Below are 25368 nucleotides of genomic sequence, written 5' to 3'. Positions count from 1 at the left end.
CTGGTGTCATGGTTGAGATCGACATCGTCAAGGGCCACGGCACCGGCAACGACTTCGTGGTCGTCCCGGATCCAGGCGCAGACCTGGAGCTGACCACCGAACGCATCCAGGCCCTGGCCGACCGGCACCGCGGTGTCGGCGCGGACGGGGTGATCCGTATCGCCACCGCCGGCGTCCTGGTCGATGCCGGGGTGTTGGACGCTCTGCCTGAGGGTGTGGATGCCGACGACTGGTTCATGGACTACTACAACGCCGATGGCTCGATCGCCGAGATGTGCGGCAACGGCGTCCGCGTGTTCAGCCACGCGCTGCGCGCCCTGGGGTTCACCGACGCCACCGAGATCCCGGTCGGCACCCGCGCCGGACGCCGCGACGTGGTCGTGCATTCCGCCGACACCACGGACGCCGAGGTGAGTGTGGGGATGGGCGTGCCGCGGACCTTCGGTACCTCCGTGGCGAGACAGGACGACGTCACCTTCGAGGGACTGGCCGTGGACATGGGCAACCCGCATCTGGCGTGTGTCGTCCCGGGCCTGGATCCGGCCGGGCTGGCGGCCCTCAATGTCGGTCTGGTCCCGACGTGGGATGACCGGGTGTTCCCGGACGGGGTGAACCTGGAACTCGTCACCGCGCTGGACGATGGCACAGTGCATATGCGTGTCCACGAGCGAGGGGTGGGGGAGACCTTGTCCTGCGGGACGGGGACGGTCGCCGCCGCTGTCGCCGCTGTTGCTGCGGAACGGAACAGCGGGCAGGACGGAGGAGCAGGGGCGGCCGCAGCCGACCGGACGGTGCGGGTGGTGATCCCCGGCGGCGAGGTCGAGGTGACGTTGAGCGCCGAGGGCCCGGCGGTGCTGCGTGGCCCGTCCCGCCTGGTGTTCTCCACCCGCGTCACCGTCTGAGTCCGGCCGGGGGTGACCGAGAGCCCGGCGGGGAGATCAGCCTCGGCGGGCCTCTGCGGCGTCCCGGCGGGCGCGCTCCCACATCGAGCTGAGCGCCACCGCACGCTGGTCTGTCTCGGTGAGCAGCGCCGTCAACGATGACACATCGGTCAACTCCCGCGCCCGGTCCGGAAGCTCATTCAGGAACTGTTCGCATGCGTCGGCGGCGGAGTGGAAGCGACGCACGCTGGAGACCTCCGACGCCGGGTCGAGCAGGGTCGGACGGTGCACCTCCCGGTCGCGGACGTGCTCGGGCGCGTGGGATCGCCGGAACGTCTCCCAGTCGTCCAGGACGACCGAGACATCGGTGGAGGACAGGGCGACGGAGTTCCGCAGCGACTCCAGCTCATGGGCGGAGTCACGCCGCAGCACCAACGCGGTGCCGACAACGACGACTGCGCAGGTCAGCAGAACCCCCACCACCCCCAGGGCGCGAACCAGCACCAGGCTCACCACCGTCAGAACAAGCAGCGCCACCAGGTGTCCGCGGGCGGTGATCCGGCGGGACGTGGTGTGGTTGACCGCGGAGTGGCTTAGCTGGGGCCGGTCATCAGCCACAGGATCCTCCGCAGCCTCCTGACCCGCAGCCGCAGCCTCCGGAAGAGCAGGACGCCGGATCAACGGCGGTGGCGGTGAACTGGACATCGCCGGACAAGATCGTCCCGGTGGTGATCTCCGGGGTGTCGGGGGAATCAGGGACCACGACGGTGAAGGCGAAGGGGGCGTTGACGGTGCACACCCAGAAACGCTGTCCGGTCAGTGCGGTCGTCCGGCGGTCGGCCGAGGCGACCTCCACGGCGATGGTGGCCGTGGAGTGCGGTGCCGTGGCGCCGGAGTTCAGGTCGGCCATGCCCTTGGACTCCACGGTGCCGACCCGGAGGACGCCGGCCATCGCGGCGTCCTCCGGGGTGGTGTGGACGCCGACGTTGGCGGCGAGTGCGGACACCTGCACCGGCTGGTACTCCAGCGCACCCTCCTCCGAGAGCAGCGGGCCCTGGGCGACCGTCGCGGTGACCGAGGCGATCACCGGCGCGCCCTGACCACGGACCTGCAGCAGGGGAGTGTCCGCCACGATGTCGAGCACACCGACGATGTCGTCGATCATGCTCAGGTGCGCAGCGGTCTCCACCCCGCCACTGAAGCTGGCGAAGGATCCGTAGGGCTCCACGGCCAGGATCACCAGCCGTGCCCCACTCGGGTCGTCGTACTGCAGCACCTGGCCGTCCCGGACCTCCCCGGTGACCCGTAGAGCCCCTGACCCGTAGGCGGCCTCCAGTGCGTCCTGCCATCGGGTGAACTCCAGCCCGACACTCCTCAACTCCGGAATCATAGGTGCGATCCTACTCTCTGGGCGCAGACGTGGAAAGATGGAGGGGGATGACAGACAACGAAGAGACCACCGTCGGCGATCTGGACCTTGAACAGCGCTCCAGTCTTCGCCGACTCACCCGCGGAACCAACGTCCACTCCACCGAGCAGGACGACGGTTACGACGTAGAGTACCGAAAGCTCCGCCTGGAGAAAGTGGTGCTCGTCGGCGTGTGGACCGACGGCTCACTCGCGCAGATCGAGGCGCGGCTCGACGAGCTCGCCGCACTGGCGGAGACCGCCGGTTCCGAGGTCGCCGACATGCTTTACCAGCGGCGGGACAAGCCCGACGCGGGAACCTACATTGGTTCCGGCAAGGTCGAGGAGCTCCGCCAGGTCGTCGTGGAGACCGGTGCCGACACCGTCATCGCCGACGGTGAGCTCAGCCCCGGCCAGATGATCGCCCTGGAGAAGGCGCTGGACGTCAAGGTCATTGACCGGACCATGCTGATCCTCGACATTTTCGCCCAGCACGCCAAGTCCAAGGAAGGTAAGGCGCAGGTCGCCCTGGCCCAGCTGGAGTACCTGATCACCCGGGTGCGTGGCTGGGGTGGCGCCCTGTCACGACAGGCCGGCGGTCGTGCCGGAACCAACGGTGGTGTGGGTCTGCGTGGCCCCGGTGAGACCAAGATCGAGGCCGACCGTCGACGGCTGCGTACCGAGATGGCCCGGCTGCGCCGCGAGATCGCAAGCATGAAGAAGGCCCGCGACGTCAAGCGCAGCCGCCGTGACTCCTCGGCGATCGCCAAGATCGCCATCGCCGGGTACACCAACGCCGGAAAGTCCTCACTGCTCAACTCCCTGACAGGGGCGGGTGTGCTGGTGGAGGACGCCCTGTTCGCCACCCTGGACCCCACTACCCGGCGTGCCGAGCTCGCCGACGGTCGGGCCGTGGTGTTCTCCGACACCGTCGGTTTCATCCGCTTCCTGCCGACCCAGTTGGTTGAGGCTTTCCGCTCGACACTGGAGGAGGTCATGGCCGCCGATGTCGTACTGCACGTCGTTGACGGTTCCGACCCCTTCCCGATGGAGCAGATCGCCGCGGTGAACAAGGTCATCGGGGAGATCTCCGAGGAAGTGGGGGAGCAGGCCCCGCCGGAGATCCTGGTCGTCAACAAGATCGACCAGGCCGACCCGGTCGTGCTGGCGGAGCTGCGCAGTCGCCTCGACGATGTCGTCTTCGTCTCCGCGGCCACCGGTGAGGGGATCGAGGAGTTGGAGAGTCGGCTGGAGCTGTTCCTCAATTCCCTGGATGAGCGGGTCGTCCTGCAGGTCCCGTTCCACCGTGGCGATGTCGTGGCCCGCCTGCACGAGTACGGCACCGTGCTCAACGAGGAGTACACCGAGGACGGCACCCGGGTGGACGTCCGGTTGCCGGGCGTGCTGGCGGCGGAACTCAAGGAGTTCCGCGTCACCGACTGAGACCAGGTTCCGGGGGCCTGACCGGGTATCATCAACCGCGTGAAAAACAACCCCTTCTTCGGCTGGACGCTGCACGGCGACGGCAAGACCATCCAGCCCGGGGCCGTGGTCGCCCCCGATGAGAGACTGACCTGGCCACGCACGATCGGTATCGGCATGCAGCATGTCATCGCCATGTTCGGCGCCACGCTGCTGGTGCCGACCCTGACCGGCTTCCCGGTGAACGCCACCCTGCTGTTCTCCGGACTCGGCACGATCATCTTCCTGTTGATCACCCGCAACCGGGTGCCGTCGTACCTGGGCAGTTCCTTCGCCTTCATCGCCCCGCTGACCGCCACCCAGCAGGACGGTTTCGCCGCCCAGCTCGGCGGTGTCATGGTCGCCGGCCTGGTGCTGATCCTGGTTGGCGTGATCGTCGCCGCCGCCGGACGACGTCTCCTTGATGCGGTACTGCCCCCGGCGGTCACCGGTGCCATCGTCGCCCTGATCGGCCTGAACCTGGCACCGACCGCGGCATCCAACTTCTCGGAGCAGCCGCTGGTCGCCGCGGTCACCCTCGCCGCCGTCCTCATCGTGACCGTGGCCGGGCGTGGGATGGTCGGACGTCTCGGCATCCTCATCGGAGTCATCATCGGCTGGCTCTTCGCCGTGGTCTCCGGCAATCTGGCGGACGGGGCGGCCGACACCATCGCCGAGGCCGACTGGATCGGGTTGCCGCAGTTCGCCACCCCTGAGTTCCAGCTCAGCGCGGTGTTGTTGACGCTGCCGGTGGTGGTCGTCCTGATCGCCGAGAACGTCGGGCACGTCAAGGCCGTGGCCGGGATGGCCGGACGCAACCTCGACGGTGAGACCGGTCCGGCCCTGATCGGTGACGGCATCGCCACGACCCTGGCCGGTGGTCTCGGCGGTTCGGGTACCACCACCTACGCAGAGAACATCGGTGTGATGGCGGCGACGAAGGTCTACTCGACCGCGGCCTACTGGGTGGCGGCAGTCACGGCGATTGCGCTGGCTTTCATCCCGAAGTTCGGAGCGGTCATCAACACCATCCCCGTCGGCGTACTGGGCGGGGCCACGATGGTCCTCTACGGGATGATCGGCCTGCTGGGTATCCGGATCTGGCAGGACAACAACGTCAACCTCACCAACCCGGTGAACCTCGCCGCTGCGGCGGCTGCCCTGGTCGCCGGAATCGGCAACCTGACCATCGAGATCGGCTCGTTGTCCCTGGAGGGCATCATGTGGGGCTCGGTGGGGATCATCGTGGGCTACCCGGTGCTCAAGTGGCTCTACGAGCATGTCGGCGAGGGACGCGACTTCTCGGTGCGCGACTACTACCTGCGTAGCTGAGACACCAAAGCCGGCAGGCCACGGGACGACCTGCCGGCAGGAGTGGGGGTGGGAAAGACTACTCGGCGTCGAGGTCCTTGACGATCAGCGCGGCGATGGCCTCGACAGCCTCGGCGTTGTCGGAGGTCACGGTCACCTCATCGCCCTTCTCGGCACCCAGGGCCATGATCATCAGCGAAGAGCTGGCGTCCGAGGGCTCCTCGTCGTCCTCCCCCGGCAGGGAGAGCAGGATCTCGTCGTCGTAGCCGGCGGCGGCCTCGGCGATGATGGTGGCCGGACGGGCGTGGAGGCCGACGGCAGAGCCGACGGTGACGGTGGTCGATGCCATGATGCTTCTCTTTTCTCACGTCTCGGAAGAACTCTCCCGGAGGAACGGTTGCGACGGTTCTCTGTACCCCGTCAGCCTATCGAAAACCCGCGTCCGCGGTAGCGTGTGGGCGGTTGTATGGGTGGTACGCCCTGCGGCGGGGGGAAATGGAAACAGGACCTAGCGGCGATAACGCTGCGAGGGCCTTAAGCGTGGACGACCTCGACACCTTCGGCGATGAGTGCCTCGCGGTACTGTGCGGGTGCGTCGTCGTCGGTGACCAGGATGTCGATCTCCGGGACGGTGGCGAAACTGACGAGGTAGTCTCGGCCGAACTTGGTGGAGTCGCACATTGCGATGATCTGGGAGGCGTTGGCGATCATGGCCCGTTTCATCGCGGCCTCGGCGGCGTCGGCGGTTGAGAGCCCGTGATCCATCGACAGGGCATTGGTGCCGATGAAGGCCACGTCCGCGTGGTGCACGCCGATGGTGCGCAGTGCGATGTCGCCGACGACAGCCTGGGTGATCGGCCTGATGTGCCCACCGACCAACTGGACGTCGTTGAGTCCGGCTGCCGACAGTCGCACGGCCAGTGGCAGGAAGTTCGTCAGTACGGTGAGGTCGCGGAAGGGATTGTCCTCCGGGGTGCCGGCTTCGGCGACGGCGTGGGCGAGCATGGCCGTCGTCGTCCCGGCGTCGAGGAACACGGTGCCCGACCTGGGGAGCAGGGCGGCAGCGGCACGCCCGATGCGGATCTTCGCCTCGGTGGAGGTCGAGCCGCGGAGCTCGATCGGGGTCTCGGTGGTCTGGTAGGTGTTCGTCGGCACCGCGCCGCCGTGGACCCGGTGTAGCGCCCCGTCGTTGTCCAGCACAGTGAGGTCACGACGGATCGTCTCGGGGGTGACGTTGAAGCGTTCGGCGAGTTCGGCAACAGTCACCCGACCGTTCACGGCGGTCAGCGAGGCGATCTGCCGTCGACGTTCCTCTGAGTACATGGCTTTCAGTCTAGGGGCAGGGGAGGTCCGCGGTCCGTAGGCCGGTAGGACAACGGGGGTGGGGTTTCAACCCCGGGGTAGGGCCCGGCGGTCCTCGTCGCGAACCGGGTAACGTGGTCTGCAGCACAGTTTTGCACCGATCGATGGCGGGAGATTCGACACCATGGCAGATACGGCAGAAGGCACCTCCGGCGTCCGGATTCTCACGGGGAAGTCCGTTGTGACCGGCACCGTCTATGCGCCGGTGACGTGGGCGACCGAGCGTCCCGAGCTTCCGGAGGCGGATGCAACGGTCGTCGAGGACCAGCGTGAGGCCGAGTTCGAGGCTTTCACTGCGGCGGTCGACACCGTCGCCGGTCGGCTCAGCGCACGCGCGGAGACGGTGGAGGGGCACGCCCGCCAGGTCCTCGAGGCGACGGTGGCCATCGCCCGGGACCGCGCGTGGGCGAAGAAGGTCAAGAAGGCGATCAACGCCGGGCAGACCAACCAGTACGCGGTGCGTCAGGCCACGGATGATTTCGTGGACCTCTTCCTCAAGGCCGGGGGTGTGATGGCCGAGCGGGTGACCGACCTGAAGGACGTCCGCGATCGGGTGATCGCCGAACTCCGGGGCGAACCGGAGCCGGGAATCCCGGAGGTCACCACCCCACATGTCCTGTGTGCCGACGACCTCGCGCCAGCGGACACCGCCACCCTCGACCCCGAGTTGATCGTCGCCGTGATCACGGAGAAAGGTGGGGCCACCAGCCACACCGCGATCATCGCCCGACAACTGGACATTCCGTGCGTTGTCGCCGTCGGTAAGGGGCTGGCGGACATCACCAACGGGACCGAGGTGCTGGTGGATGCTGCTGCCGGAACAATTGAGACCGGCGTGCCGGCCGAGGATGTCGAGCGTCGGGTCGCTGAGGCGGCGGCGTTGGCGGAGAAGGTCCGGGGCTGGAGTGGTCCGGCGCAGACCTCGGACGGTCACCGGGTGCAGTTGCTGGCGAATGTGCAGGACGGCGACACCGCCATGCAGGCTGCGGAGTCGGTCGCCGAGGGCATCGGGTTGTTCCGCACCGAGCTGAGTTTCCTCAGTGAGACCGCCGAACCGAGTGTGGAGCAGCAGGCAGAGCGCTATGCCTCGGTGTTGTCGGCGTTCCCTGAGGGCAAGGTGGTCATCCGTACGTTGGATGCCGGCTCCGACAAGCCGGTGCCGTACGTGGATGCCGAGGACGAGGAGAACCCGGCTCTGGGAGTACGTGGTCTGCGTATCGCCCGGGGGAACAAGGCGTTGCTGGAGCGCCAGCTTGACGGGATCGCTCTGTCGGTGGAGAGCACCGGAAGGGCGGAGCGTGGGGGGCAGACCTGGGTGATGGCACCCATGGTGGCCACAGTGCAGGAGGCCCGTTGGTTCGCTGAGCTGTGCCACAGTCGGGGATTGACCGCCGGGGCGATGATCGAGGTGCCGGCGGCGGCGATGATGGCCGAGAAGATCATGTCCCACCTGGACTTTGTGTCGATCGGCACGAACGACCTGACCCAGTACACGATGGCGGCGGACCGGTTGTCGTCCTCGCTGGCGTATCTCACCGATCCCTGGCAGCCGGCGGTGCTCCACCTGGTGCACACCACCTGTCGTGCAGGCGCGGTGACGAAGACCGCGGTGGGAGTCTGTGGTGAGGCGGCCGCCGACCCGTTGCTGGCCTGTGTGCTCGCAGGGCTCGGCGTCACCTCGTTGTCGGCGGCGACCCCGGCGTTGGCGGCGGTGGGCGCACAGCTGGGCGAGGTTGATTTCGTGACCTGCCGGGAGATGGCCGCCGCAGCGTTGGACGCTGAAGGGGCTGAGGAAGCCCGCATCGCGGCTGCGGCAGTGATCGGACGCTGACCCGCCCGGGAGCAACCGGTCAGATCTTGCGGAGGACCGCCACGACACGGCCGAGGATGTCGGCGTTGTCTCCCCGGATGGGCTCGAAGAGCTCATTGTGGGGGATCAGCCAGGTTCCGCTGTCGTCCTGCTGGAACTCCTTGACCGTGGCCTCCCCGTCGATCATGGCGGCGACGAATTCGCCGAGCTCGGCGACCTTCTGGGACCGCACCACGACCCAGTCGCCGTTGAAGATGCCGGCATCGCGCATCGACTCGCCGACCACCTGCAGCAGAAAGAGTTCGCCGCCGCCGACCAGTTCCTGGGGCAGCGGGAAGTGCGCCTCGACGTGCTCCTCGGCGAGGATCGGTGAGCCTGCGGCGATCTGACCGACGACGGGGACGAAGGACGGCGAGGGCATGCCCTCGGGGGCAGTCGTGGGGGCGGGGGCCGTTGCCGGCTTCGGCCCCGGACGCGATGAGGTGTCTTCCTCGAAATCCCGGATGTCGACAGCCCGCGGCTTGTTGTCCTCGCGGCGCAGGTAGCCCTTCCGCTCCAGCTCGCGCAGGTGGTAGGAGACCGAGGACGTGGAGTTCAGCCCGACGGCATCGCAGATCTCCCGGATGCTCGGCGGGTAACCGCGGAAGCGGGTGGCGTCCTTGATCACGTCCATGATCCGTCGCTGACGTTCCGAGAGCTTTTCGCGGCCCTTCGAATCGGTGGCGTTGGTCGCACGCGACCCCGACCGGCGCCGTGTCCCCGTTGTGCTGCCTGCGGAATCCGCTGGCGTGCTGCCCGCGGAATCCGCCGGGATCTGCTGATTCTCTGTCATTGTGACCCACTCCCTGACGTTGGTTGCCGACCCGCTGAACTGGTCGTTAGCTCGACCATACATCAGGTGGTGGACATGTTTCATCATTGTGTTCGAAAGATTCTCGATAAGGCTGGACACGTTCGAACGCGCGTGCTAGATTTTCGAACGAACGAAGGTTCTCGAACATGCGGGCGAAATTGAGGCGGTGTCCCGGTGTTCGTGTCCGACCCCGGTGGTCTCATGGGGTTGCCACGGTGTCCGAAGGTCGGCGCCAGTCCAGGAGAAAGAGGTCGTCATGGCTGTAGTCAACACCACTCGCTACACTGTAGTCGCTGATCGTCCCGTGTACCGGCGCCCCGATTGGGCCGGTCAGGATTCGGTGCGGTCAGCTTCTGCCGCCCCGTTTTCGAACACCTGGGGCAGTGGTGCGGTGCATACGCCTACCGTAGCTGACCGCGAACGTCGACGTCGGATCGCCTCCGGTGTGGAACGCCCGTTCGATGTTGCGAGCCGATGGGCCAGGATTCGCCGTCGAATGAACCTGGTGGCGGAATCGCCGGGTGTGTGTTTGCTCGCACTCGTCACTTTCGCTGCGCTGCTTGGTGCGGGTCCGGTGATCATCGCGGGTTCGGAGCCCGAGCCAGCTGTGGACCATCATCCTGCGGCGGTCGCCGGAATCGATGCAGGAAGCAGCGACCGCGCTACGCACGGTGGCCAGGCGGTGGATGTCGCCCCGGTGTCCACGGATACTTCGGCACGCTGACCTCTCCCACGCCCGCTATGGCATGACACTGTCAGCTCTCCCAGGGCTCATGACCTCCGGGGGTGTGCTCGGTGGGGTAGCGGTAGGATCGTGAACAACGAAGCGATCCGCCAACCTGTCACGAAGGGAGCACCACCGTGCTCTGCCCCGCCTGCCGCTCCGATGTGTCACGAGTCGTCGATTCCCGCACCGTGGAGTCCGGGTCCGCGATTCGCCGCCGCCGTGAATGCACGAACTGCAAGAACAGGTTCACCACTGTGGAGCGTTCGGTGCTGCTGGTCACCAAACGCAACGGTGTCACCGAGGAGTTCCGGCGCGACAAAGTCATCCGTGGTGTCGGTCGAGCCTGCCAGGGGCTCGGTGTGTCAGAGGATGACTTGAAGGTGCTGGCCCACGACGTTGAGCAGTCGATCCGTGCTCGACACGGTTCGCAGGTCGCCGCCGATGATATCGGCCTGGCGATCCTGGAACCGCTGCGCAAACTGAACGTCGTGGCCTACCTGCGTTTCGCCTCGGTCTACAAGTCCTTCAAATCCACCGAAGATTTCGAGCGCGAGATCGCCATGCTACGGAAGGCCTCGGATTCCGCCGATTCGACCGACCCGGTAGACCCGTCAGACCCGGTCCACCGGGCCAGCGAAGAGCACGGCGTCAACCTCACCTGATCTTGTCGAGGGCTTTGCGCACCCGGGTCACACTGGCCGGACGCGAGGTCCCCAGGTGCTGCGCGAACAGTGACACCCGGACTTCCTCGACCAACCACTCGACCTCCTTGATCTGGGGCGTCGCAGACCGGGAGCTCGGCAGCCGCTTCCGGGTCGCCTCGATCATCTCCTGGCACTCCTGGATCTGGCTATCCAGGTCGGCCTCGCGGTCCGGGGCGGTCTCCATCAACTCCAGCCGCGCAGACATCGCAGCGACATAACGGGGCACGTGACGCATATGCCCGACACCGTTCACCGCCACCCGGTGCGGCCCGAGGAAGAAATCCAACTGCTTGCGCATGTCGGTGATCGACGCACCATCCCAGGACTGCAATTCCTCGGCCATGTCCGAGACCGCCAACACCGCCGGAGCGATCGCAACCACCATCTGCCGGACGACACCCGGCCCAGATGTGCGGGCGGCCTCCAGTGCGGTGGCACAGCGGTCGGGGTCGCGGATCACCGGGCCATGCTTTTCCAGCAGGTCACGGCATGCCAGAACCCGACAGTCCTCCACCAGGGCCTCCGCACCACCGTGCGGGTAGTTCTCCATGGCGACCCGCTGACGTAGCGGCATCCCCTTGATCATCTGCTTCGTCGATACCGTGCACTTCCCCAGCATCATCGCCAGCACGGTCGAGAACTGCTGGCCCGCCGCCGCCTGGGCAGTGGGCAAGGCCTTGAGCAGCAGCCCGTTCTTCTTGTCGGACACCAGCGCCGGATACGCGGACGTGGGCTGGCCGTCGACGATGGTCTCCACCGACTCCGGGATGGTGCCGAAGGTCTCCGCGGTCCAGCTGTCCGCCTGGGCCAGCACACCGGCACCGGTGCCACCGGCTCCGGACCCTCGGGTGTCAGCCTGCTTCCCCTTACCCGGGGCTCCCTTGGAGCGTCCGCGACGCGCAGCGCCACCAGGAGAGGCCGGCGTGGGTTCGGAGCCGGACTCCGTACCGCCGCTCGTCCGGGCAGCCGCGGCAGCGATGGACTGGGAGATCTCGCCGGCCAGGTTCTTCTGCAGCTCACCAAGGTCCTTGGAGGTTGCCACGGTCTTGCCCTTGCGGTCCACCGCGGCGAATGTCATCCGGAGGTGTCGGGGCACCCGGCTGTAGTCGAAATCGGTTGCGCTGATCCCGCTGCCACCCAACTGGCGCAGAGCATCGGCGAAGGCCTGTCCGAGGTCGCCGTCATAGGGGGTCATCCGGGACAAGGCTGCCCGGGCGAACTCACCGGCCGGTACCACACTGGTGCGCAGCGGCTTGGGCAATGACTTGATCAGCGCTATGCACAGCTCCTCACGCATACCCGCCACCAGCCACCGGGACGGTTCCTCCTCGACGGTGGCCAGTAGCGGCAGCGGGATGCGCATGGTGATGCCGTCGGCCTCGTCGCCCGGGTCGAAGACGTACTCCAGGTCGAAGGTCATCGTTCCCTGGGTCCACGTGTCGGGGAACTCACGTGCCGCAGCCGCTCCACCATCGGAGTCGATCAGCGCGTCCGCCGAGAAGTTCAGCAGGTCAGGAGTCTTGTGCCGGGCCTTCTTCCACCATGAGTCGAAATGACGGGTGGAGACGACAGACTCAGGGATGTGCGCGTCGTAGAAGGCGAAGAGGGTGTCGTCGTCGACGACGATGTCACGCCTCCGTGCCTTGTCCTCGAGGCTCTCGGCCTCCTCCAGCAACTCCTGGTTGTGACGGAAGAAGCGGTGGTTGGTCCGCCAGTCGCCCTCGACCAGGGCATGCCGGATGAACATCTCCCGGGCGGCCTCCGGATCGGTCCTGGACAGACTGACCCGCCGGTCCGGGATGATCGGCAGCCCCAGCATCATCGCCTTCTCGTGCACCTGTGCCTCGCCACGTTTGGACGACCAGTGCGGCTCCGCATAGGAGTAACGCACCATCTGCGGGGCAATGGCCTCGATCCACTCGGGTACCAGAGGGCCCACAGTGCGGGCGAAGACCTGCGAGGTCTCCACCAGTTCGGCGGCCATGACCCACTGCGGTGGTTTCTTCGACAGATGCGATGAAGGGTGGATCACGAAAGTACTGTTGCGTGCCCCGGTGAACTGCCGGGAATTGCCCTGACGCATACCGATATTGGTCAGCAGGCCGGCAAGCATCGCCTTGTGCACGTTCGTCTCGTCCGGGGACGCGCCGGAGCCACGACGCCCACCGTCGGTCGGCGTCTGAGGGGGCTCCAGCTCGAAGTGCAGGTCGCGGAAGTGACGTACATCGGGGATCTTCCACCGCAGATCCTGGATGACACCGAGCAGCTGGCGGACCAGGTCCATCCACTCCAGAACCCGCACATAGTGGATGAACTCCTCGCGGCAGAGTTTCCGGAACTTGTTGCCGGACAGCTCGCGGCGCTGCTCCTGGAGATAGTTCCACAGCTTCAGCACGCTGATGAAGTCGGAGTCAGCCTTGAACCTGGCATGCAGCTGGTCGGCACGGGCCTGCTGCTCCAACGGACGTTCCCGGACGTCCTGGATGCTCAGGGCACTGACGATCACCGCCACCTGCTCCAGGACGTTGAGCTCGTGGGCGGCCGACAACATCCTGGCCAGCCTCGGATCAGTCGGGATCCGGGCCATGTCCCGGCCCACCTGGGTCAGGGAAAGCCCGGCGTCGGAGTCATCTCCCAGGGCACCGAGCTCCTTGAGCAGCAGGACACCGTCGCGTACCGATTTCGAGTCGGGTGGCTGGAGGAAAGGGAAGTCGGCGATGTCTCCGAGACCCAGAGCGGTCATCGAGAGAATGACGCTGGACAGGTGGGTACGCAGGATCTCCGGGTCGGTGAACTCGGGTCGTGTCTCGAAGTTCTCCTCCGAGTACAGGCGCACCGCAACGCCCTCGGAGACACGGCCGCATCGTCCGGACCGCTGCTTGGCCGAGGCCTGGCTGATCTCCTCGACAGGCAACCGCTGGACCTTGGTGCGGTGGGAGTAACGGGAGATCCGGGCGTAGCCGGTGTCGATGACGTACTTGATGCCCGGCACGGTCAGGGAGGTCTCGGCGATATTGGTGGCCAGGATGATCCGGCGCCGCGGACCGGTGCTGAACACCCGGTGCTGCTCGGCGGCGGACAAGCGTCCGAACAGCGGCAGGATCTCCAGGTTGCGGAACTTCCGGGTGCTCAGGGCATCCGCAGCATCGCGGATCTCCCGCTCGCCGGAGAAGAAACACAGGATGTCGCCCGGGCCCTCGGCGATCAGCTCGGAGGTGGCGTCCAGCAGACCGTCCAGGGGGTCGGTCTCGATCTCCCGCGTGGTGCCGTTGGGGGACTGCTCGATGCGGGTCAGTGGACGGTAGCGCACCTCGACGGGGTAGGTGCGTCCGGACACCTCGACGATGGGGGCCGGGGTGCCGTCGGCGGCCTTGAAGTGCTCGGCGAAGGACTCCGGGTCGATGGTGGCCGAGGTGATGATGACCTTGAGGTCGGGACGTTTCGGCAGGATCTCCCGGAGGTAGCCGAGCAGGAAGTCGATGTTGAGACTGCGTTCGTGGGCCTCGTCGACGATGATCGTGTCATAGCCACGCAGCAGCCGGTCGCGCTGGATCTCGGCCAGAAGAATGCCGTCGGTCATCAGCTTGACGGCGGTGGAGTCGGAGACGTGGTCGTCGAAGCGGATCTTGTATCCGACCCGTCCTCCCGGCTCGCCGGCCTTCTCACCGAGTTCCTCGGCGATGCGGTCGGCGACACTGCGCGCGGCGATACGACGTGGCTGGGTGTGGCCGATCCGGGCCGATGTGCCGCGGCCCAGGGCCAGGCACATCTTCGGCAGCTGGGTGGTCTTTCCCGACCCGGTTTCACCGGCGACGATGACGACCTGGTGGTCGCGGATCGCGGCCATGATGTCGTCACGGCGGGCGGAGACCGGAAGTGACGCGGGGAAGGACAGGTTACGGTCCAGCCCGGTGCGCACCGTCCGGTTGCGTCCTGACCCCCGCGAGCCGGACCGTCCCGACCGGTTACGTCGACGCTTCGACTGCTGACCGGTCGTGCCCGGCTGACTGCTCTGAGCGTTCCTACCGCTCTGACGTGCCTGTCCCCGGGGCTCGGACGGATTGGACTCGCTCTTGGTCGCCCTGTGTGTTTCCCTGGATTCCACCCGGCGATTCTACCACCGCGGCCGGAAACGCCGGACCCCCGCCGTCACCTCGTATGAGGTGATGACGGGGGTCAGGGACGTGCCGGTGACGTGCCAGGGACTCACCGGAGATTCACGGGAGTCCTGCGGTGACGCAGGCTCTAGCGTGCGTCCTCGATCTCGATGGTCTGGGCGACGCCCTGGACCACAGCGGCAATCTTGACGGCCTCGAAGACCTGCTCCTTGGTCAGGCCCTCGTCGCGCACGGTCTTCTCGTGGGCGATGGTGCAGTGCTCGCAACCGTTGATGGTGGAGACAGCCAGGGAGAACAGCTCGAAGTCGACCTTCTCGATGCCGGGCTTGCCGATGACGTTCATCCGCAGGCCCATGCGGACCTGTGCGTAGTCGTCACCCAGCCAACCACGGGCGCGGTAGGCGACGTTGTTCATGGCCATGATGGACGCTGCGGCGAGCGCGGCGTTGTAGGCCTCGTCGGACAGGTGCTGCTTGGCCTCGTCGGAGATCTCGGAGAGCACCTGGTCGTTGCGGGTGGCGGCGGCGGTGGCGACGAAGGTGCCCCACAGCTGCTGCTCACTGAGCTCGGTCGAGCGCGTCAGGGTACCGAGGTTGAGCTTCAGGTCCTTGGCGTACTCGGGGAGTCCGGACTTCAGGTTGTCGATCGACATTTAGTTCAGTGCCTCCTGGACGACATCCATCTTGTTGATGTTCTTGGTCGGGTCGTTGGCCTGCCAGTTGCAGGCGCAGACCTCTTCGGACTGCAGGGCGTCGAGGACGCGCAGGACCTCGTCGACGTTGCGGCCCACGGCGTCCGGGGTGACGGAGACGAACTGGATGACGTTGTCCGGGTCGACGATGTAGGTCGCACGGTCGGCGACACCGTCGGCGTTCTCGACACCGAGGGCGCGGATCAGGTCGTGGCGGACGTCAGCGAACATCGGGAAGGGGACACCCTTGAGCTCCGGGTGGGTGGCGCGCCAGTTGAAGTGGGCGAACTCGTTGTCGGTGGAGCCGCCGAGGATCTGGGTGTCGCGGTCCTGGAACTCGTCGTCGAGCTTGCCGAATGCGGCGATCTCGGTCGGGCAGACGAAGGTGAAGTCCTTCGGGTAGAAGAAGACGACCTTCCACTGGCCCTGGTACTTGTCGAGGCTGACCTCCTCGAAGTAGTCCTCCGGCTGCTGGGCGTTGGCCTCGTGCAGGTTGCCGCCCTTGAGTGCGGTGAGAGCGAACTCGGGGAACTGGTCGCCGACGGTGAGAATGGACACGTGAATGCCTCCTTGAGAGATCTACAACAAGCACCGGAGTGCTTCTGGAACTAGGTCCAAGTATGCCACCTTCCGGCCGATAGTGCAAAAGATAAACCTTTCTATTTGTAGGCGCCCGATAAGGCCGACCTATTTTAAGGTGAGTATAGGTCCATAAGGTTCCCCTGGTGTATTCTCATAGGTATGGTTAATAAGCCGTATCGTCCGACGATTTCCCAGCTGCGTACCTTCGTCACCATTGCGGAGCACGGGCACTTCGGTGCGGCCGCCCAACGACTCGGTATCTCGCAGCCGTCACTGTCCCAGGCTCTCGCCGCACTGGAGAACGGCCTCGGCGTCCAGCTGATCGAACGCTCCACCCGCCGGGTGATCGTCACACCCGTCGGTAGCTCCCTGCTGCCGTTCGCACAGGCGACCGTGGACTCCTTGGACGCCTTCGTCAGTCACGCCAAGGGCGCGCAGGGCCATCTCAGCGGTCAGGTCAGCATCGGCATGATCCCGACCACCGCCCCCTTCATCCTGCCGACCCTGCTGCGGTCACTGCCGGAGGTCGCTCCTGAGATGGAGCCCCGCATCGTCGAAGAGAAAACGGCCAGCCTGGTGGATTCACTGCGCCAGGGCGGAATGGACGCTGCGGTCCTGGCCTCTCCCGAGGACGGCTCCGGGCTGTCGCACATCGACCTGTACCACGAGGAATTCGTCCTCGTCGTGCCGTCGACCCACTCCTACGCCGGACGCACCGACCTCACGGTGGACGACCTCCACGGCCTCGCGGATGCTGATGGTTCGAACGGCTCGGATGAACTGGACCTGCTGCTTCTCGACGACGGGCACTGCCTGCGCGACCAGGTGCTGGACCTGTGCCGTTCGGCGTCCCTGGCGACGGAGCCGGCCAGTTCGGTCACCCGGGCTGCATCGTTGTCGACGATCGTGCAGTGCGTCGTCGGTGGTCTGGGCTGCACGCTGGTCCCGATGAGCGCGGTGCCCGCCGAATGCGACCGTCCCGGACTGGGCCTCGCCAGGTTCGCCGGTGGGGCGCAGAGCGCCGGACGGACCGTGTCCCTGGCCTATCGCACCAGCTCGCACCGGGGCGAGGATTTCAGCGTCCTCGCCTTCGCCGTGAAGACCGCCTACCAGGAGTCGCTGGAGGACGGTCAACGCGTCTTCGACAGGGCAGCCCGGGCCGACTGAATCAATCATGGTGCCAGGTCGGGGGCGCCAGGTCGGGCGCCAACGTCGGGTGACGTGCAGCGTCAACCCCGGACGACGGTCAGCTCGCTGAGCCGCACCTCACCGCTGTCATCGGTGGCGTCGAGATCGACGACACCCTCAAAGGCCCAGCCGTGGTCGCCCTCCGGGTCGTCCAGGATCTGCCGGACCCGCCAGTGGCGTCCCTCCTCGGTGATGAGCACCAGCTGCGGGGAGCGTGCGGCGGCATCCACCCCGATATCCGCGTACTCGTCGAAGTAGGCGTCGAGTTCCTCGGGCCAGTCCGGGGCATCGTCCAGGTAGTCGTCGAGTAGGGCGAGCTGCTTCTCCCGCTCGAAGGCGAAGAGTTCGACATGGCGGAAGAAGTGGTTGCACACCATCCGTCGCAGTGCCCGCGGATTCGCGCTGAGCAGTGACGGGTCGTCGACGGCGAAGGCCTGCTCGGCCACCTGCTGTTCGGTGACCGGGGTATCAGGGTCGGTCATCGCGGCCCACTCGTCGACCAGGGAGGAGTCCACCTGCCGGATCAGCTCGCCGAGCCAGACGATGATGTCCTCCAGCTCCTCGGTGCGGTGCTCCGGGGGAACGGTGTGCGACAGGGTGCGCCAGGCGTCGGTGAGGTAGCGCAGCACCACACCCTCGGAGCGGGCCAGGGTGTAGGTGGCGACCAGGTCGGAGAAGGTCATCGCCTTCTCGATCATGTCGCGCACCACCGACTTCGGCGCCAGGTCGAACTCCTTGGCCCACGGATTGGACTCGCAGAAGATGTCGTAGGCCTGCTCCAGGTCATCCTCCAGCGGCTTCGGCCACGTGATGTCCTCCACCAGGGCCATACGCTCGGTGTAGTCGACGCCCTCGGCCTTCAGCGCGGCGATCTCCTCACCGCGTCGCTCCCGCTGCTGGGCGGTGAGGATCTGGTTCGGGTTGTCCAGGATCGCCTCGATGGTGCTGATGATGTCGAGGGTGTAGCTGTCCGACTCCGGGTCGAGCAGGTCCAGGGCCGCCAGGGCGAAAGGCGACAGCGGCTGGTTCAACGCGAAGTCACGCTGCAGTTCCTGGGTCAGGTGGGCATCCTTGCCGGACGGGGTGTCGGCCTCGGCCTCCTCCACGATCCCGGCCTGCAACAACCCCCGGTACAGCGAGAGGGTGGTTCGGATGTCACGGTTCTGCTTGGCCCGGGTGTCATGGTTGCCTCGCAGCAGCCCTTTCAGCGCCTCATAGGTCCACTGGTCGCGGGCGATGACGTTGATCAGCATCGAGTTGCTCATCCGGAACTGGCTGACCAGTTCCTCCGGCTCGGCGGTGGTCAGCCGGTCGAAGGTGGACTGCGACCAGGTGGCACGGCCCTCGGGCGCGGACTTCTTGCGCATCTTCTTGAGCTTCTTCGGGTCCGAGCCGGCCCGTTGGCGAAGCCGGAAGTTCTCGATCTCATGGTCGGGGGCCTCGACCACCACGGTGCCCTCGGTGTCGTAGCCGGCGCGACCGGCGCGTCCGGCGATCTGATGGAACTCCCGGGACTTCAGGACGCGATGCTTGATGCCGTCGTACTTGGCCAGCCCGGTCATCAGCACGGTACGGATCGGCACATTGATGCCGACGCCGAGGGTGTCGGTGCCCGAGATGACGGTGAGCAGGCCCTGCTGGGCGAGCTTCTCCACCAGCCGACGGTACTTCGGCAGCATGCCGGCGTGGTGCACCCCGATGCCGCGGCGCAGCAGACCCGACAGCGTCTTGCCGAAGGCTGAGGTGAACCGGAAGTCCCCGATGGCGTCCGCGATGGCGGCCTTACGTTCCTTGGAGGCGAAGCTCATGCTGGTCAGTGCCTGGGCGCGTTCCACCGCGTCACGCTGGGAGAAGTGGACGATGTAGACCGGCGCCTTGCCGTTGTCGACCAGCTCCTCCAGAGTCTCGTGCACCGGGGTGTAGACGTAGGAGAAGTCCAGGGGGACAGGACGCACCGTCCCGGTCACCGGGGTGGTGGGACGCCCGGTCCGGTCGGTGAGATCCTTCTCCAACCACGAGGTGTCACCGAGGGTCGCGCTCATCAGCAGGAACTGTGCCCGCGGCAGTTCCAGCAGGGGAACCTGCCAGGCCCACCCCCGGTCAGGCTCGGAGTAGTAGTGGAACTCGTCCATCACCACCTGGTCGATGTCGGCGGAGGCACCCTCGCGCAGGGCGATGTTCGCCACGACCTCAGCGGTCGCGCAGATGACCGGGGCGTGGCCGTTGACGGTGGCGTCACCGGTCATCATGCCGACGTTGGCGGCACCGAAGATCTCGCACATCGAGAAGAACTTTTCGCTGACCAGTGCCTTGATCGGTGCGGTGTAGAAGGTCCGCTTGCCGTGGGCCAGGGCGATGAAGTGTGCCGCGGTGGCGACCATCGACTTTCCTGACCCGGTCGGCGTCGCCAGGATGACATTGTCTCCGGCGGCCAGCGCCGTGGCGGCCTCCTCCTGGGCAGGGTAGAGACTGAAACCACGGTCCCGGGTCCACGCCAGGAAAGACTCCAGTACGGCGTCGTCGACGAGACTCTCGGGAACTTCGGCGAGGTCGGGGAGAAGGTCGGCCAGGGTCTGGTCGGCGTTGGTCACGGTACGGGGTTACCTGTCGGTGTCGGTGGGGTCTGAGTCGGTGTCGGTGCTGTCGGTGCTGTCGGAGTCAGTGTCGCCAGCGTTGTCGGCTGCGTCGGTCGCGTCCATCCCGTCAGACTCGGCGGCCTCGGCGAGGAAGCGCTCGAACTCCGCGCTGATCTCGTCACCGGAGGGGATCTCCTCGCCCGGGGCGAGCAGTGCGTTCTCCGTCTTGCGGCGGATCCGCGCCATCTCCTCGTCGTACTGGCGTTCCAGGGCCCCGACGACCGAGGCGATCTCGGCGGAGTCGTCGACCTGCTCGGCGAGTTGCTGACGCACCTTGTCCATGTCCGCCTGCAACGCCCGCAGCGGCAGGGACAGCTCGGCGACCTTCTCCACGGTGTGCAGCAGCCCGTAGGTCGCCTCCGGGTAGTCGGACGCGGCGATGTAGTGGGGGACGTGCGCAGTCAGGCCGACGGTGGTCAGTCCACGCCGGGACAGCAGTAGCTCGATGTCCAGCGCAGCCGCCCCCGGGATGATCATCCTGGAGGTCCAGGCACGCATCTCCTCGGTGAGCGACTGGTCGGAACTGTGCGCCGACACCACCAGCGGGCGGGTGTGCGGCACCGTCATCGGTGCGGCGTACAGGGTGATCGTGCGTTCAACGTTGGTGCGCGTGGCGAGTTCGGCGACGGCCTTGGAGAACGCTTCCCAGCGAAGATCCGGCTCGGGGCCGGTGAGTAGCAGGAAGGGGCGTCCGTCCGTGTCCTCTACCCGATGCAGCGTGATCGACAGGTCCTCCCGGTCGACGACCTGGCCGGAGTCGATGGTGACCCCGGGGCGGCGTGACCGGTAGTCGATCAACTCGTCGACGTTGAAATTCGCCACCGGTGAGTGGTTCAGCGCCTGCAGCAGATGTTGTCCGGCCTGCTGGACGCCGTGGCCGGCATCCGCGTAGCCCTGGAGCGCTACCACCATCGACAGACCACCGGCAGCATCCCCGGTGTCCAGCGCGGGACCGGGGTACTCCAGTTCGTACATATGGTTGTCCTTCGGCATCGGTGCGAAACTCCCTTCACTGTCGCAACTCGCGCACATTTCAAGCCTACCAGTCGCTTTCCGTGCCATCGGCGGAGGTCAGGCGGTAGGAATCGTGTTATCCACAGGGGTCGGGTTATCCACATGTTCATTGGAGAACACCCACGACACGATGGTCGTCGCCGCGGGCTGCGGGGAAGATCGACCCATGACCTTCATGCCGTACAACACCACGCCGGACGATGACATTCCCGGCCCCGACAACGCCATCTCCCTCGGTTCGGACCCCGGGCTACTGATCACGGCTGTTCCGGCGTTGCTGGGATTCCGCCCCCGGTCGAGTCTGGTTCTCGTGGGGATGCGGGAGGAGGACAGGTCCCGTCGGGTCGGCCCGGTGGTCCGCCTCGATCTTGACGGCGCAGCCCTGCGCGAGGCAGTCCACGCTCTGGAACGTGCTCTGGCCGGCTGCGAGGAACCCTCGGTGGTCGCCATGGTCATCGATCCCGAGTCGTGGCCGCTGTCCGGAGGTGTCGACGACCTACTGGGGGCTGCGGAAGACAGGCTCGCCCGGTTCGGGATCGCGGTCACCGAGACTCTCCTGATCGACGAGATACAGGCAGGACGGCGGTGGCGGGCGGTGCAACGCCACGGGGCCGAAGGCAGGTGGTGGTGTCTGCGCCAGGGGATGTTGGGGGCGGCCGAGGACAATCCGGTCCGGAGCACCTTGCAGCCCGGGGAATTCGACGGCTCGCTGTCGGCGGAGGAGTTCGCCGGGCTGCTGGGTCAGGCCGACGCGGTGCCGAGGGCGATTCCCACATTGCCCGACAGCTGGCGAACCGGGGTCGGCGGGACGACTGAGGTAGCGGGGGACGGCCTGATCGGGGACGGGGACACAGAGCCCAGCACAGTAGTACTATGCTCGTTGCTGATGGAGGTCGCCGCGGTGGTCGATCCGAGGGTGGGGGAGACGGCGGCGGAGACGGCGGCGGAGATTCCGGGGCCCGCCGATATCCCGGTGGGATGCGGGGCGGACCTGGAGATGGCCCGGGCGGAGGTGCGTCGCCGATTAGCGGATCCGGTATTGGCGCAGGTGGTCTTCGACATGTGCATGTCACCGGAACTGTTTCCCGCGCTGGTGGTGCTGGGGTTGGGTTCCGGCAGTGTCGCCGTGGAGGCACTGCTGCTGGAGGTCGTCTCCTTGGCCGGTCCTGTGCTGCGTCACCGGGCCCTGGCGCTGATCGCCGTATTGGGGGTGTGCGGACGCAACGGCGCGCTGGGACTGCAGGCGGCGCGGTTGTGCCTGGCCGGTGGGGATACCGATGATCCGGGGGTTCTGAGGGGGCCAGGGGAGCTGCTCGCCGATGAGTTCCTCACCATGGTGGTGGCAGAGGCGACGTCGAACAGTCTCGCGCAACAGATCGTCACCGGGATGTGCGACGGCTCGGCGGCACCCATGGTGATCGACATCCTCGAGGCCGGCAGCCGGCGACTGGAGGACGGGCTCAGTGGAGAGCCAGGCGTGGCCGCAGCTGTCGACCGGGCGGCGGTCAGCGCTGTGCGAACCGCGCTCGCTCGCCGAGCTGGAACGTGAACGCCCAGGCGTCGGAGACGATCGTCGTCAGGTCGGAGCGGGTGGGGGTCCAGCCCAGCTCCTCGATGGCGCGTGCGGAGGAGGCGATCAGCGTCGCCGGATCCCCGTCGCGACGCGGTGCGACCTCGGCCGGGATGGGATGGCCGGTGACCGTGCGGCAGGCGTCGATGACCTGCTGCACGCTGTAGCCGTCACCGGAGCCGAGGTTGAAGATCCGGTGGGTACCCGGGGTGTTGGAGCGTGCAGCCAGCAGGTGGGCATCCGCCAGATCCCGGATATGGATGTAGTCACGCACACAGGTGCCGTCCGGGGTCGGCCAGTCATCACCGAAGACCATGATCTTCTCGCGGGCGTCCAGGGCGACCTGCAGTACCAGCGGGATCAGGTGGGTCTCGATCTCACGGTTCTCGCCGACCGCGCCGTAGGCGCCGGCGACGTTGAAGTACCGAAGACTTGTGGCACCCAGACCGTAGGCCCGGGCGTAGGAGGTGATGATCTGGTCGATGGACAGCTTCGAGGCCCCGTAGGGGTTGGTCGGAGCGGTCGGCATGTCCTCGGTGATCGGGACGCTCTCCGGCTCGCCGTAGCAGGCGGCGGTAGAGGAGAAGACCAGGTTGTCGACCCCGTGGGAACGCATCAGGTCGAGCAGCTCCAGGGTGGTCACCACATTGCCGTGCCAGTAGATGTCCGGGGCGGACACGGACTCGCCGACCAGGGACTTCGCGGCGAAATGGAAGACCGCGGTGCAGTCGTCCGCGAGCACCTCGGCGGCGCGGTCGAGCACATCGCCCTCGAAGAAGGTGGCGCCGGCGGGGACGGCGTCCCGGTTGCCGGTGGAGAGGTCGTCGATCACGGAGACCCGGTAGCCCTGCTCCACCAGCACGGTGGCGCAGACACTACCGACATAGCCCGCGCCGCCGGTGACCAGGACATGGTCGCCGGCGGGGGAGGTGCCCGGTGCAACCGGTGCCATACGCGTAGACCTACTTCTCGATGACGATGCGGATCGCGTGACCGAGCCCCTCGGGCACGACGACGACGGAACCGTCCTCGGTGGTGATGGTCAGTCCGTCCGGGGTGTCCTGGATGGTCACCGTGACACCCGGGCGGATGTCGTTCTGGCCGAGCTGGCTGATCACCTTGTGCTCGACCTGGACGATCTCGTTGAAGCTGACGATCGTGGCCTTCGTCGGCGCACTCAGGTCAATGTCGGCGGCGCGGTGGGAGCCGTCCTCGGGGACCGGATCAGCCCTGACCTCAGTGTCGTCCACAGGGTCAGTCACTGAGCCGTCCTCGGGGACCGGATCAGCCTCGCCCAGCTTGTCCAGGCCCGGGACCGGGTTGCCGAACGGCGACGTCGAGTGGTTGTCCAGCACACTGATCAGGCGCTTCTCGACCTCAACGCCCATCACGTGCTCCCAGCGGCAGGCCTCGTCGTGGACGGACTCCCAGGGCAGGCCGATGACATCGACCAGCAGGCGCTCGGCGAGGCGATGCTTACGCATCACCGCGGTCGCGTGGTCACGACCCTCCTCGGTGAGCTTCAGGGAACGGTCGTCGGCGATCCAGAGGAGTCCGTCGCGCTCCATACGGGCGACAGTCTGGCTCACCGTCGGGCCGGACTGCTCGAGCCGCTCGGCGATGCGGGCACGCAGCGGGGGAATGCCCTCCTCCTCCAGCTCATAGATCGTCCGGAGGTACATCTCGGTGGTATCGACGAGGTCCTTCACTCGACCATTACCTTTCTCTGAAACACGGGCCCGTCAACCTGGACGGGCGATGTGAGGGAACTATTCACACAGCGGTAATTCACAAGGTACACGTTATTACCGTCCGGTGGTGACCGGTGCTCGCCTGCCCTGCCTCGTCTGTGAGGGTCACACGGCGTATTCGCGCAGTCGGGCAGCCCGGTCACCCTCACGAAGCTTCGACATGACTTCCCGCTCGATCTGGCGGACCCGCTCGCGGGAGAGGCCGAAACAGCGTCCGATCTGGTCCAGGGTGCGGGGCATGCCGTCGTCGAGACCGTAGCGCAGCTTGATGACGTCCTGCTCGCGCTCCTCGAGGGTGTCGAGCACCGCGCGGACATCGGAGTGGCGTAGCGACGCAACGACCGCAGCCTCAGCGTCGGTGGCTTCCGAATCCTCGATGAAGTCGCCCAGCGGGGCCTCCTCGTCGGAACCGACCGGCATATCCAGGCTCACCGGGTCACGGGACTGCTTCAGGAGCATCTCGATCTTCGACTCATCGATGCCCGACTCCTCGGCGAGCTCCTCGTTCGTGGCCTCGCGGCCGAGGTGCTGGTACATCTCCCGCCTGATCCGGGACAGTTTGTTGACCTGCTCGACCAGGTGGACAGGCAGCCTGATGGTGCGCGACTGGTCGGCCATGCCACGGGTGATCGCCTGGCGGATCCACCAGGTGGCGTAGGTCGAGAACTTGAAGCCCTTGGCGTAGTCGAACTTCTCCATGGCGCGGATCAGTCCAAGGTTGCCCTCCTGGACCAGGTCCAGCAGCGGCATGCCTCGGCCGGTGTACCGCTTGGCCAGGGACACCACCAGGCGGAGGTTCGCTTCCAGCAGGTGGGTGCGGGCGGCGCGCCCCTCGCGGGCCAGGACCTTCATGTCGCGCTTGGTCGCGCGGGTCAGCTTCTCACCGCTGTCGAGGATGTGCTCGGCGTACAGGCCGACCTCGATCTGCTTGGAGAGCTCGACCTCGTCCTGGGCGGTCAGCAGGGCGGTCTTTCCGATGCCGTTGAGGTAGACCCGCACCAGGTCAGCCGAAGGGTTCTCGTTGTTACCGCGGCGGCGACCCTTGTCTTCGGGGGCGCTGCGTTCGCTGTCGGTGTCGCCGTCGGAACTGTCACCGGAGCTGTCGGTAGGGTTGTCGTTGACAGCGGATTCGTCGAGGTCTTCGACGTCTGCCGGTACATCCCGGTCTGTGGCGGTCGTCTCCAGAATGTCGTTCTCCGCCGGTGTGCCGGCGCCCTTGGTACTGCGGTTGCCCATCTGGCTGACCTCCTGGGTTTGGGTGTCTGAAGCTCTGACTATGCCAACGGGGCACCCGATAGTTTT

20 protein-coding genes are annotated in these 25368 nt (G+C 66.6%); 7 read left to right on the top strand and 13 right to left on the bottom strand.

Features of this window, described 5'->3' with window-relative positions; translation table 11 throughout:
- Nucleotides 1–17 precede the first annotated feature (17 nt).
- A complete protein-coding gene (gene dapF, locus ACTXPP_RS00875) occupies nucleotides 18–902 on the top strand; it encodes a diaminopimelate epimerase (RefSeq protein WP_301524782.1) in 885 nt (294 codons plus the stop codon).
- A gap of 36 nt (nucleotides 903–938) precedes the next feature.
- Here dapF and ACTXPP_RS00870 read toward each other — a convergent pair whose 3' ends face one another.
- On the bottom strand, nucleotides 939–1499 hold the full coding sequence (locus ACTXPP_RS00870; protein WP_301498365.1) for a hypothetical protein: 561 nt from the start codon (nucleotides 1497–1499) through the stop codon (nucleotides 939–941).
- Nucleotides 1492–2271, bottom strand: a complete 780-nt coding sequence (locus ACTXPP_RS00865) for a hypothetical protein (RefSeq protein ID WP_301498363.1) — start codon at nucleotides 2269–2271, stop codon at nucleotides 1492–1494. Before ACTXPP_RS00865 ends, ACTXPP_RS00870 begins: the two co-directional genes overlap by 8 nt.
- Nucleotides 2272–2318: 47 nt before the next feature.
- Here ACTXPP_RS00865 and hflX point away from each other — a divergent pair, with 47 nt between their 5' ends.
- Complete coding sequence (gene hflX, locus ACTXPP_RS00860) at nucleotides 2319–3731, top strand: GTPase HflX (RefSeq protein ID WP_301521013.1); 1413 nt, start codon at nucleotides 2319–2321, stop codon at nucleotides 3729–3731.
- Between the two features lie 39 nt (nucleotides 3732–3770).
- Nucleotides 3771–5081: a uracil-xanthine permease family protein gene (locus tag ACTXPP_RS00855; RefSeq protein ID WP_443340446.1), complete on the top strand. Its 1311-nt coding sequence runs from the start codon at nucleotides 3771–3773 to the stop codon at nucleotides 5079–5081.
- A 58-nt stretch (nucleotides 5082–5139) separates the two neighbouring features.
- On the opposite strand, the gene ACTXPP_RS00850 is transcribed toward ACTXPP_RS00855, so the two are convergent.
- Nucleotides 5140–5409 (bottom strand): HPr family phosphocarrier protein, encoded by a 270-nt coding sequence (locus tag ACTXPP_RS00850; RefSeq protein WP_301521014.1) that lies wholly within the window; start codon nucleotides 5407–5409, stop codon nucleotides 5140–5142.
- Between the two features lie 185 nt (nucleotides 5410–5594).
- On the bottom strand, nucleotides 5595–6383 hold the full coding sequence (locus tag ACTXPP_RS00845) for a DeoR/GlpR family DNA-binding transcription regulator (RefSeq protein ID WP_301521015.1): 789 nt from the start codon (nucleotides 6381–6383) through the stop codon (nucleotides 5595–5597).
- Between the two features lie 163 nt (nucleotides 6384–6546).
- On the opposite strand from ACTXPP_RS00845, the gene ptsP reads away from it, so the two are divergent.
- A complete protein-coding gene (ptsP, locus tag ACTXPP_RS00840) occupies nucleotides 6547–8253 on the top strand; it encodes a phosphoenolpyruvate--protein phosphotransferase (protein ID WP_301498976.1) in 1707 nt (568 codons plus the stop codon).
- A gap of 19 nt (nucleotides 8254–8272) precedes the next feature.
- Here the strand turns inward: ptsP and lexA are convergent, their stop codons facing one another.
- Entirely contained in the window at nucleotides 8273–9064 is a 792-nt protein-coding gene (gene lexA / locus ACTXPP_RS00835; protein ID WP_301520547.1) for a transcriptional repressor LexA, read from the bottom strand.
- 882 nt (nucleotides 9065–9946) lie between these two features.
- Between lexA and nrdR the strand changes: the two genes are divergently transcribed.
- Nucleotides 9947–10474 (top strand): transcriptional regulator NrdR, encoded by a 528-nt coding sequence (gene nrdR / locus ACTXPP_RS00830; RefSeq protein ID WP_301496951.1) that lies wholly within the window; start codon nucleotides 9947–9949, stop codon nucleotides 10472–10474.
- Here nrdR and hrpA read toward each other — a convergent pair.
- The 3 genes from hrpA to ACTXPP_RS00815 form a co-directional block, all read right to left on the bottom strand.
- Nucleotides 10467–14435: an ATP-dependent RNA helicase HrpA gene (gene hrpA, locus ACTXPP_RS00825; protein WP_301520548.1), complete on the bottom strand. Its 3969-nt coding sequence runs from the start codon at nucleotides 14433–14435 to the stop codon at nucleotides 10467–10469. The genes nrdR and hrpA overlap by 8 nt on opposite strands.
- A gap of 326 nt (nucleotides 14436–14761) precedes the next feature.
- Entirely contained in the window at nucleotides 14762–15286 is a 525-nt protein-coding gene (ahpD, locus tag ACTXPP_RS00820; RefSeq protein WP_301496955.1) for an alkylhydroperoxidase, AhpD family, read from the bottom strand.
- Complete coding sequence (locus ACTXPP_RS00815; protein WP_301496957.1) at nucleotides 15287–15883, bottom strand: peroxiredoxin; 597 nt, start codon at nucleotides 15881–15883, stop codon at nucleotides 15287–15289. It abuts the gene before it with no gap.
- 183 nt (nucleotides 15884–16066) lie between these two features.
- Between ACTXPP_RS00815 and ACTXPP_RS00810 the strand changes: the two genes are divergently transcribed.
- The gene (locus ACTXPP_RS00810; RefSeq protein ID WP_301496958.1) at nucleotides 16067–17074 is read left to right on the top strand and encodes a hydrogen peroxide-inducible genes activator; all 1008 of its coding nucleotides are present in this window, start codon (nucleotides 16067–16069) and stop codon (nucleotides 17072–17074) included.
- Between the two features lie 62 nt (nucleotides 17075–17136).
- On the opposite strand, the gene ACTXPP_RS00805 is transcribed toward ACTXPP_RS00810, so the two are convergent.
- Nucleotides 17137–19686: a DEAD/DEAH box helicase gene (locus ACTXPP_RS00805; RefSeq protein ID WP_301520549.1), complete on the bottom strand. Its 2550-nt coding sequence runs from the start codon at nucleotides 19684–19686 to the stop codon at nucleotides 17137–17139.
- 9 nt (nucleotides 19687–19695) lie between these two features.
- A complete protein-coding gene (locus tag ACTXPP_RS00800) occupies nucleotides 19696–20724 on the bottom strand; it encodes a PAC2 family protein (RefSeq protein ID WP_301498656.1) in 1029 nt (342 codons plus the stop codon).
- Nucleotides 20725–20911: 187 nt separating this feature from the next.
- Here ACTXPP_RS00800 and ACTXPP_RS00795 point away from each other — a divergent pair, with 187 nt between their 5' ends.
- On the top strand, nucleotides 20912–22294 hold the full coding sequence (locus tag ACTXPP_RS00795) for a DUF4192 family protein (RefSeq protein ID WP_443340445.1): 1383 nt from the start codon (nucleotides 20912–20914) through the stop codon (nucleotides 22292–22294).
- Here ACTXPP_RS00795 and galE read toward each other — a convergent pair.
- The 3 genes from galE to ACTXPP_RS00780 form a co-directional block, all read right to left on the bottom strand.
- On the bottom strand, nucleotides 22251–23267 hold the full coding sequence (gene galE / locus ACTXPP_RS00790; protein WP_301495795.1) for a UDP-glucose 4-epimerase GalE: 1017 nt from the start codon (nucleotides 23265–23267) through the stop codon (nucleotides 22251–22253). The genes ACTXPP_RS00795 and galE overlap by 44 nt on opposite strands.
- 10 nt (nucleotides 23268–23277) lie before the next feature.
- Nucleotides 23278–24024 carry a metal-dependent transcriptional regulator gene (locus ACTXPP_RS00785; RefSeq protein WP_301495793.1) on the bottom strand — a complete coding sequence of 249 codons (747 nt, stop codon included), beginning with the start codon at nucleotides 24022–24024 and terminating at the stop codon, nucleotides 23278–23280.
- Between the two features lie 147 nt (nucleotides 24025–24171).
- Nucleotides 24172–25302, bottom strand: a complete 1131-nt coding sequence (locus ACTXPP_RS00780; RefSeq protein WP_301495791.1) for a sigma-70 family RNA polymerase sigma factor — start codon at nucleotides 25300–25302, stop codon at nucleotides 24172–24174.
- Between the last annotated feature and the right edge of the window lie 66 nt (nucleotides 25303–25368).

Origin of the sequence: Candidatus Corynebacterium faecigallinarum, from assembly GCF_052264515.1 — a bacterium.
Classification (GTDB): Bacteria; Actinomycetota; Actinomycetes; order Mycobacteriales; family Mycobacteriaceae; genus Corynebacterium; species Corynebacterium faecigallinarum.
This window is presented reverse-complemented; position numbering and strand designations above follow the sequence as displayed.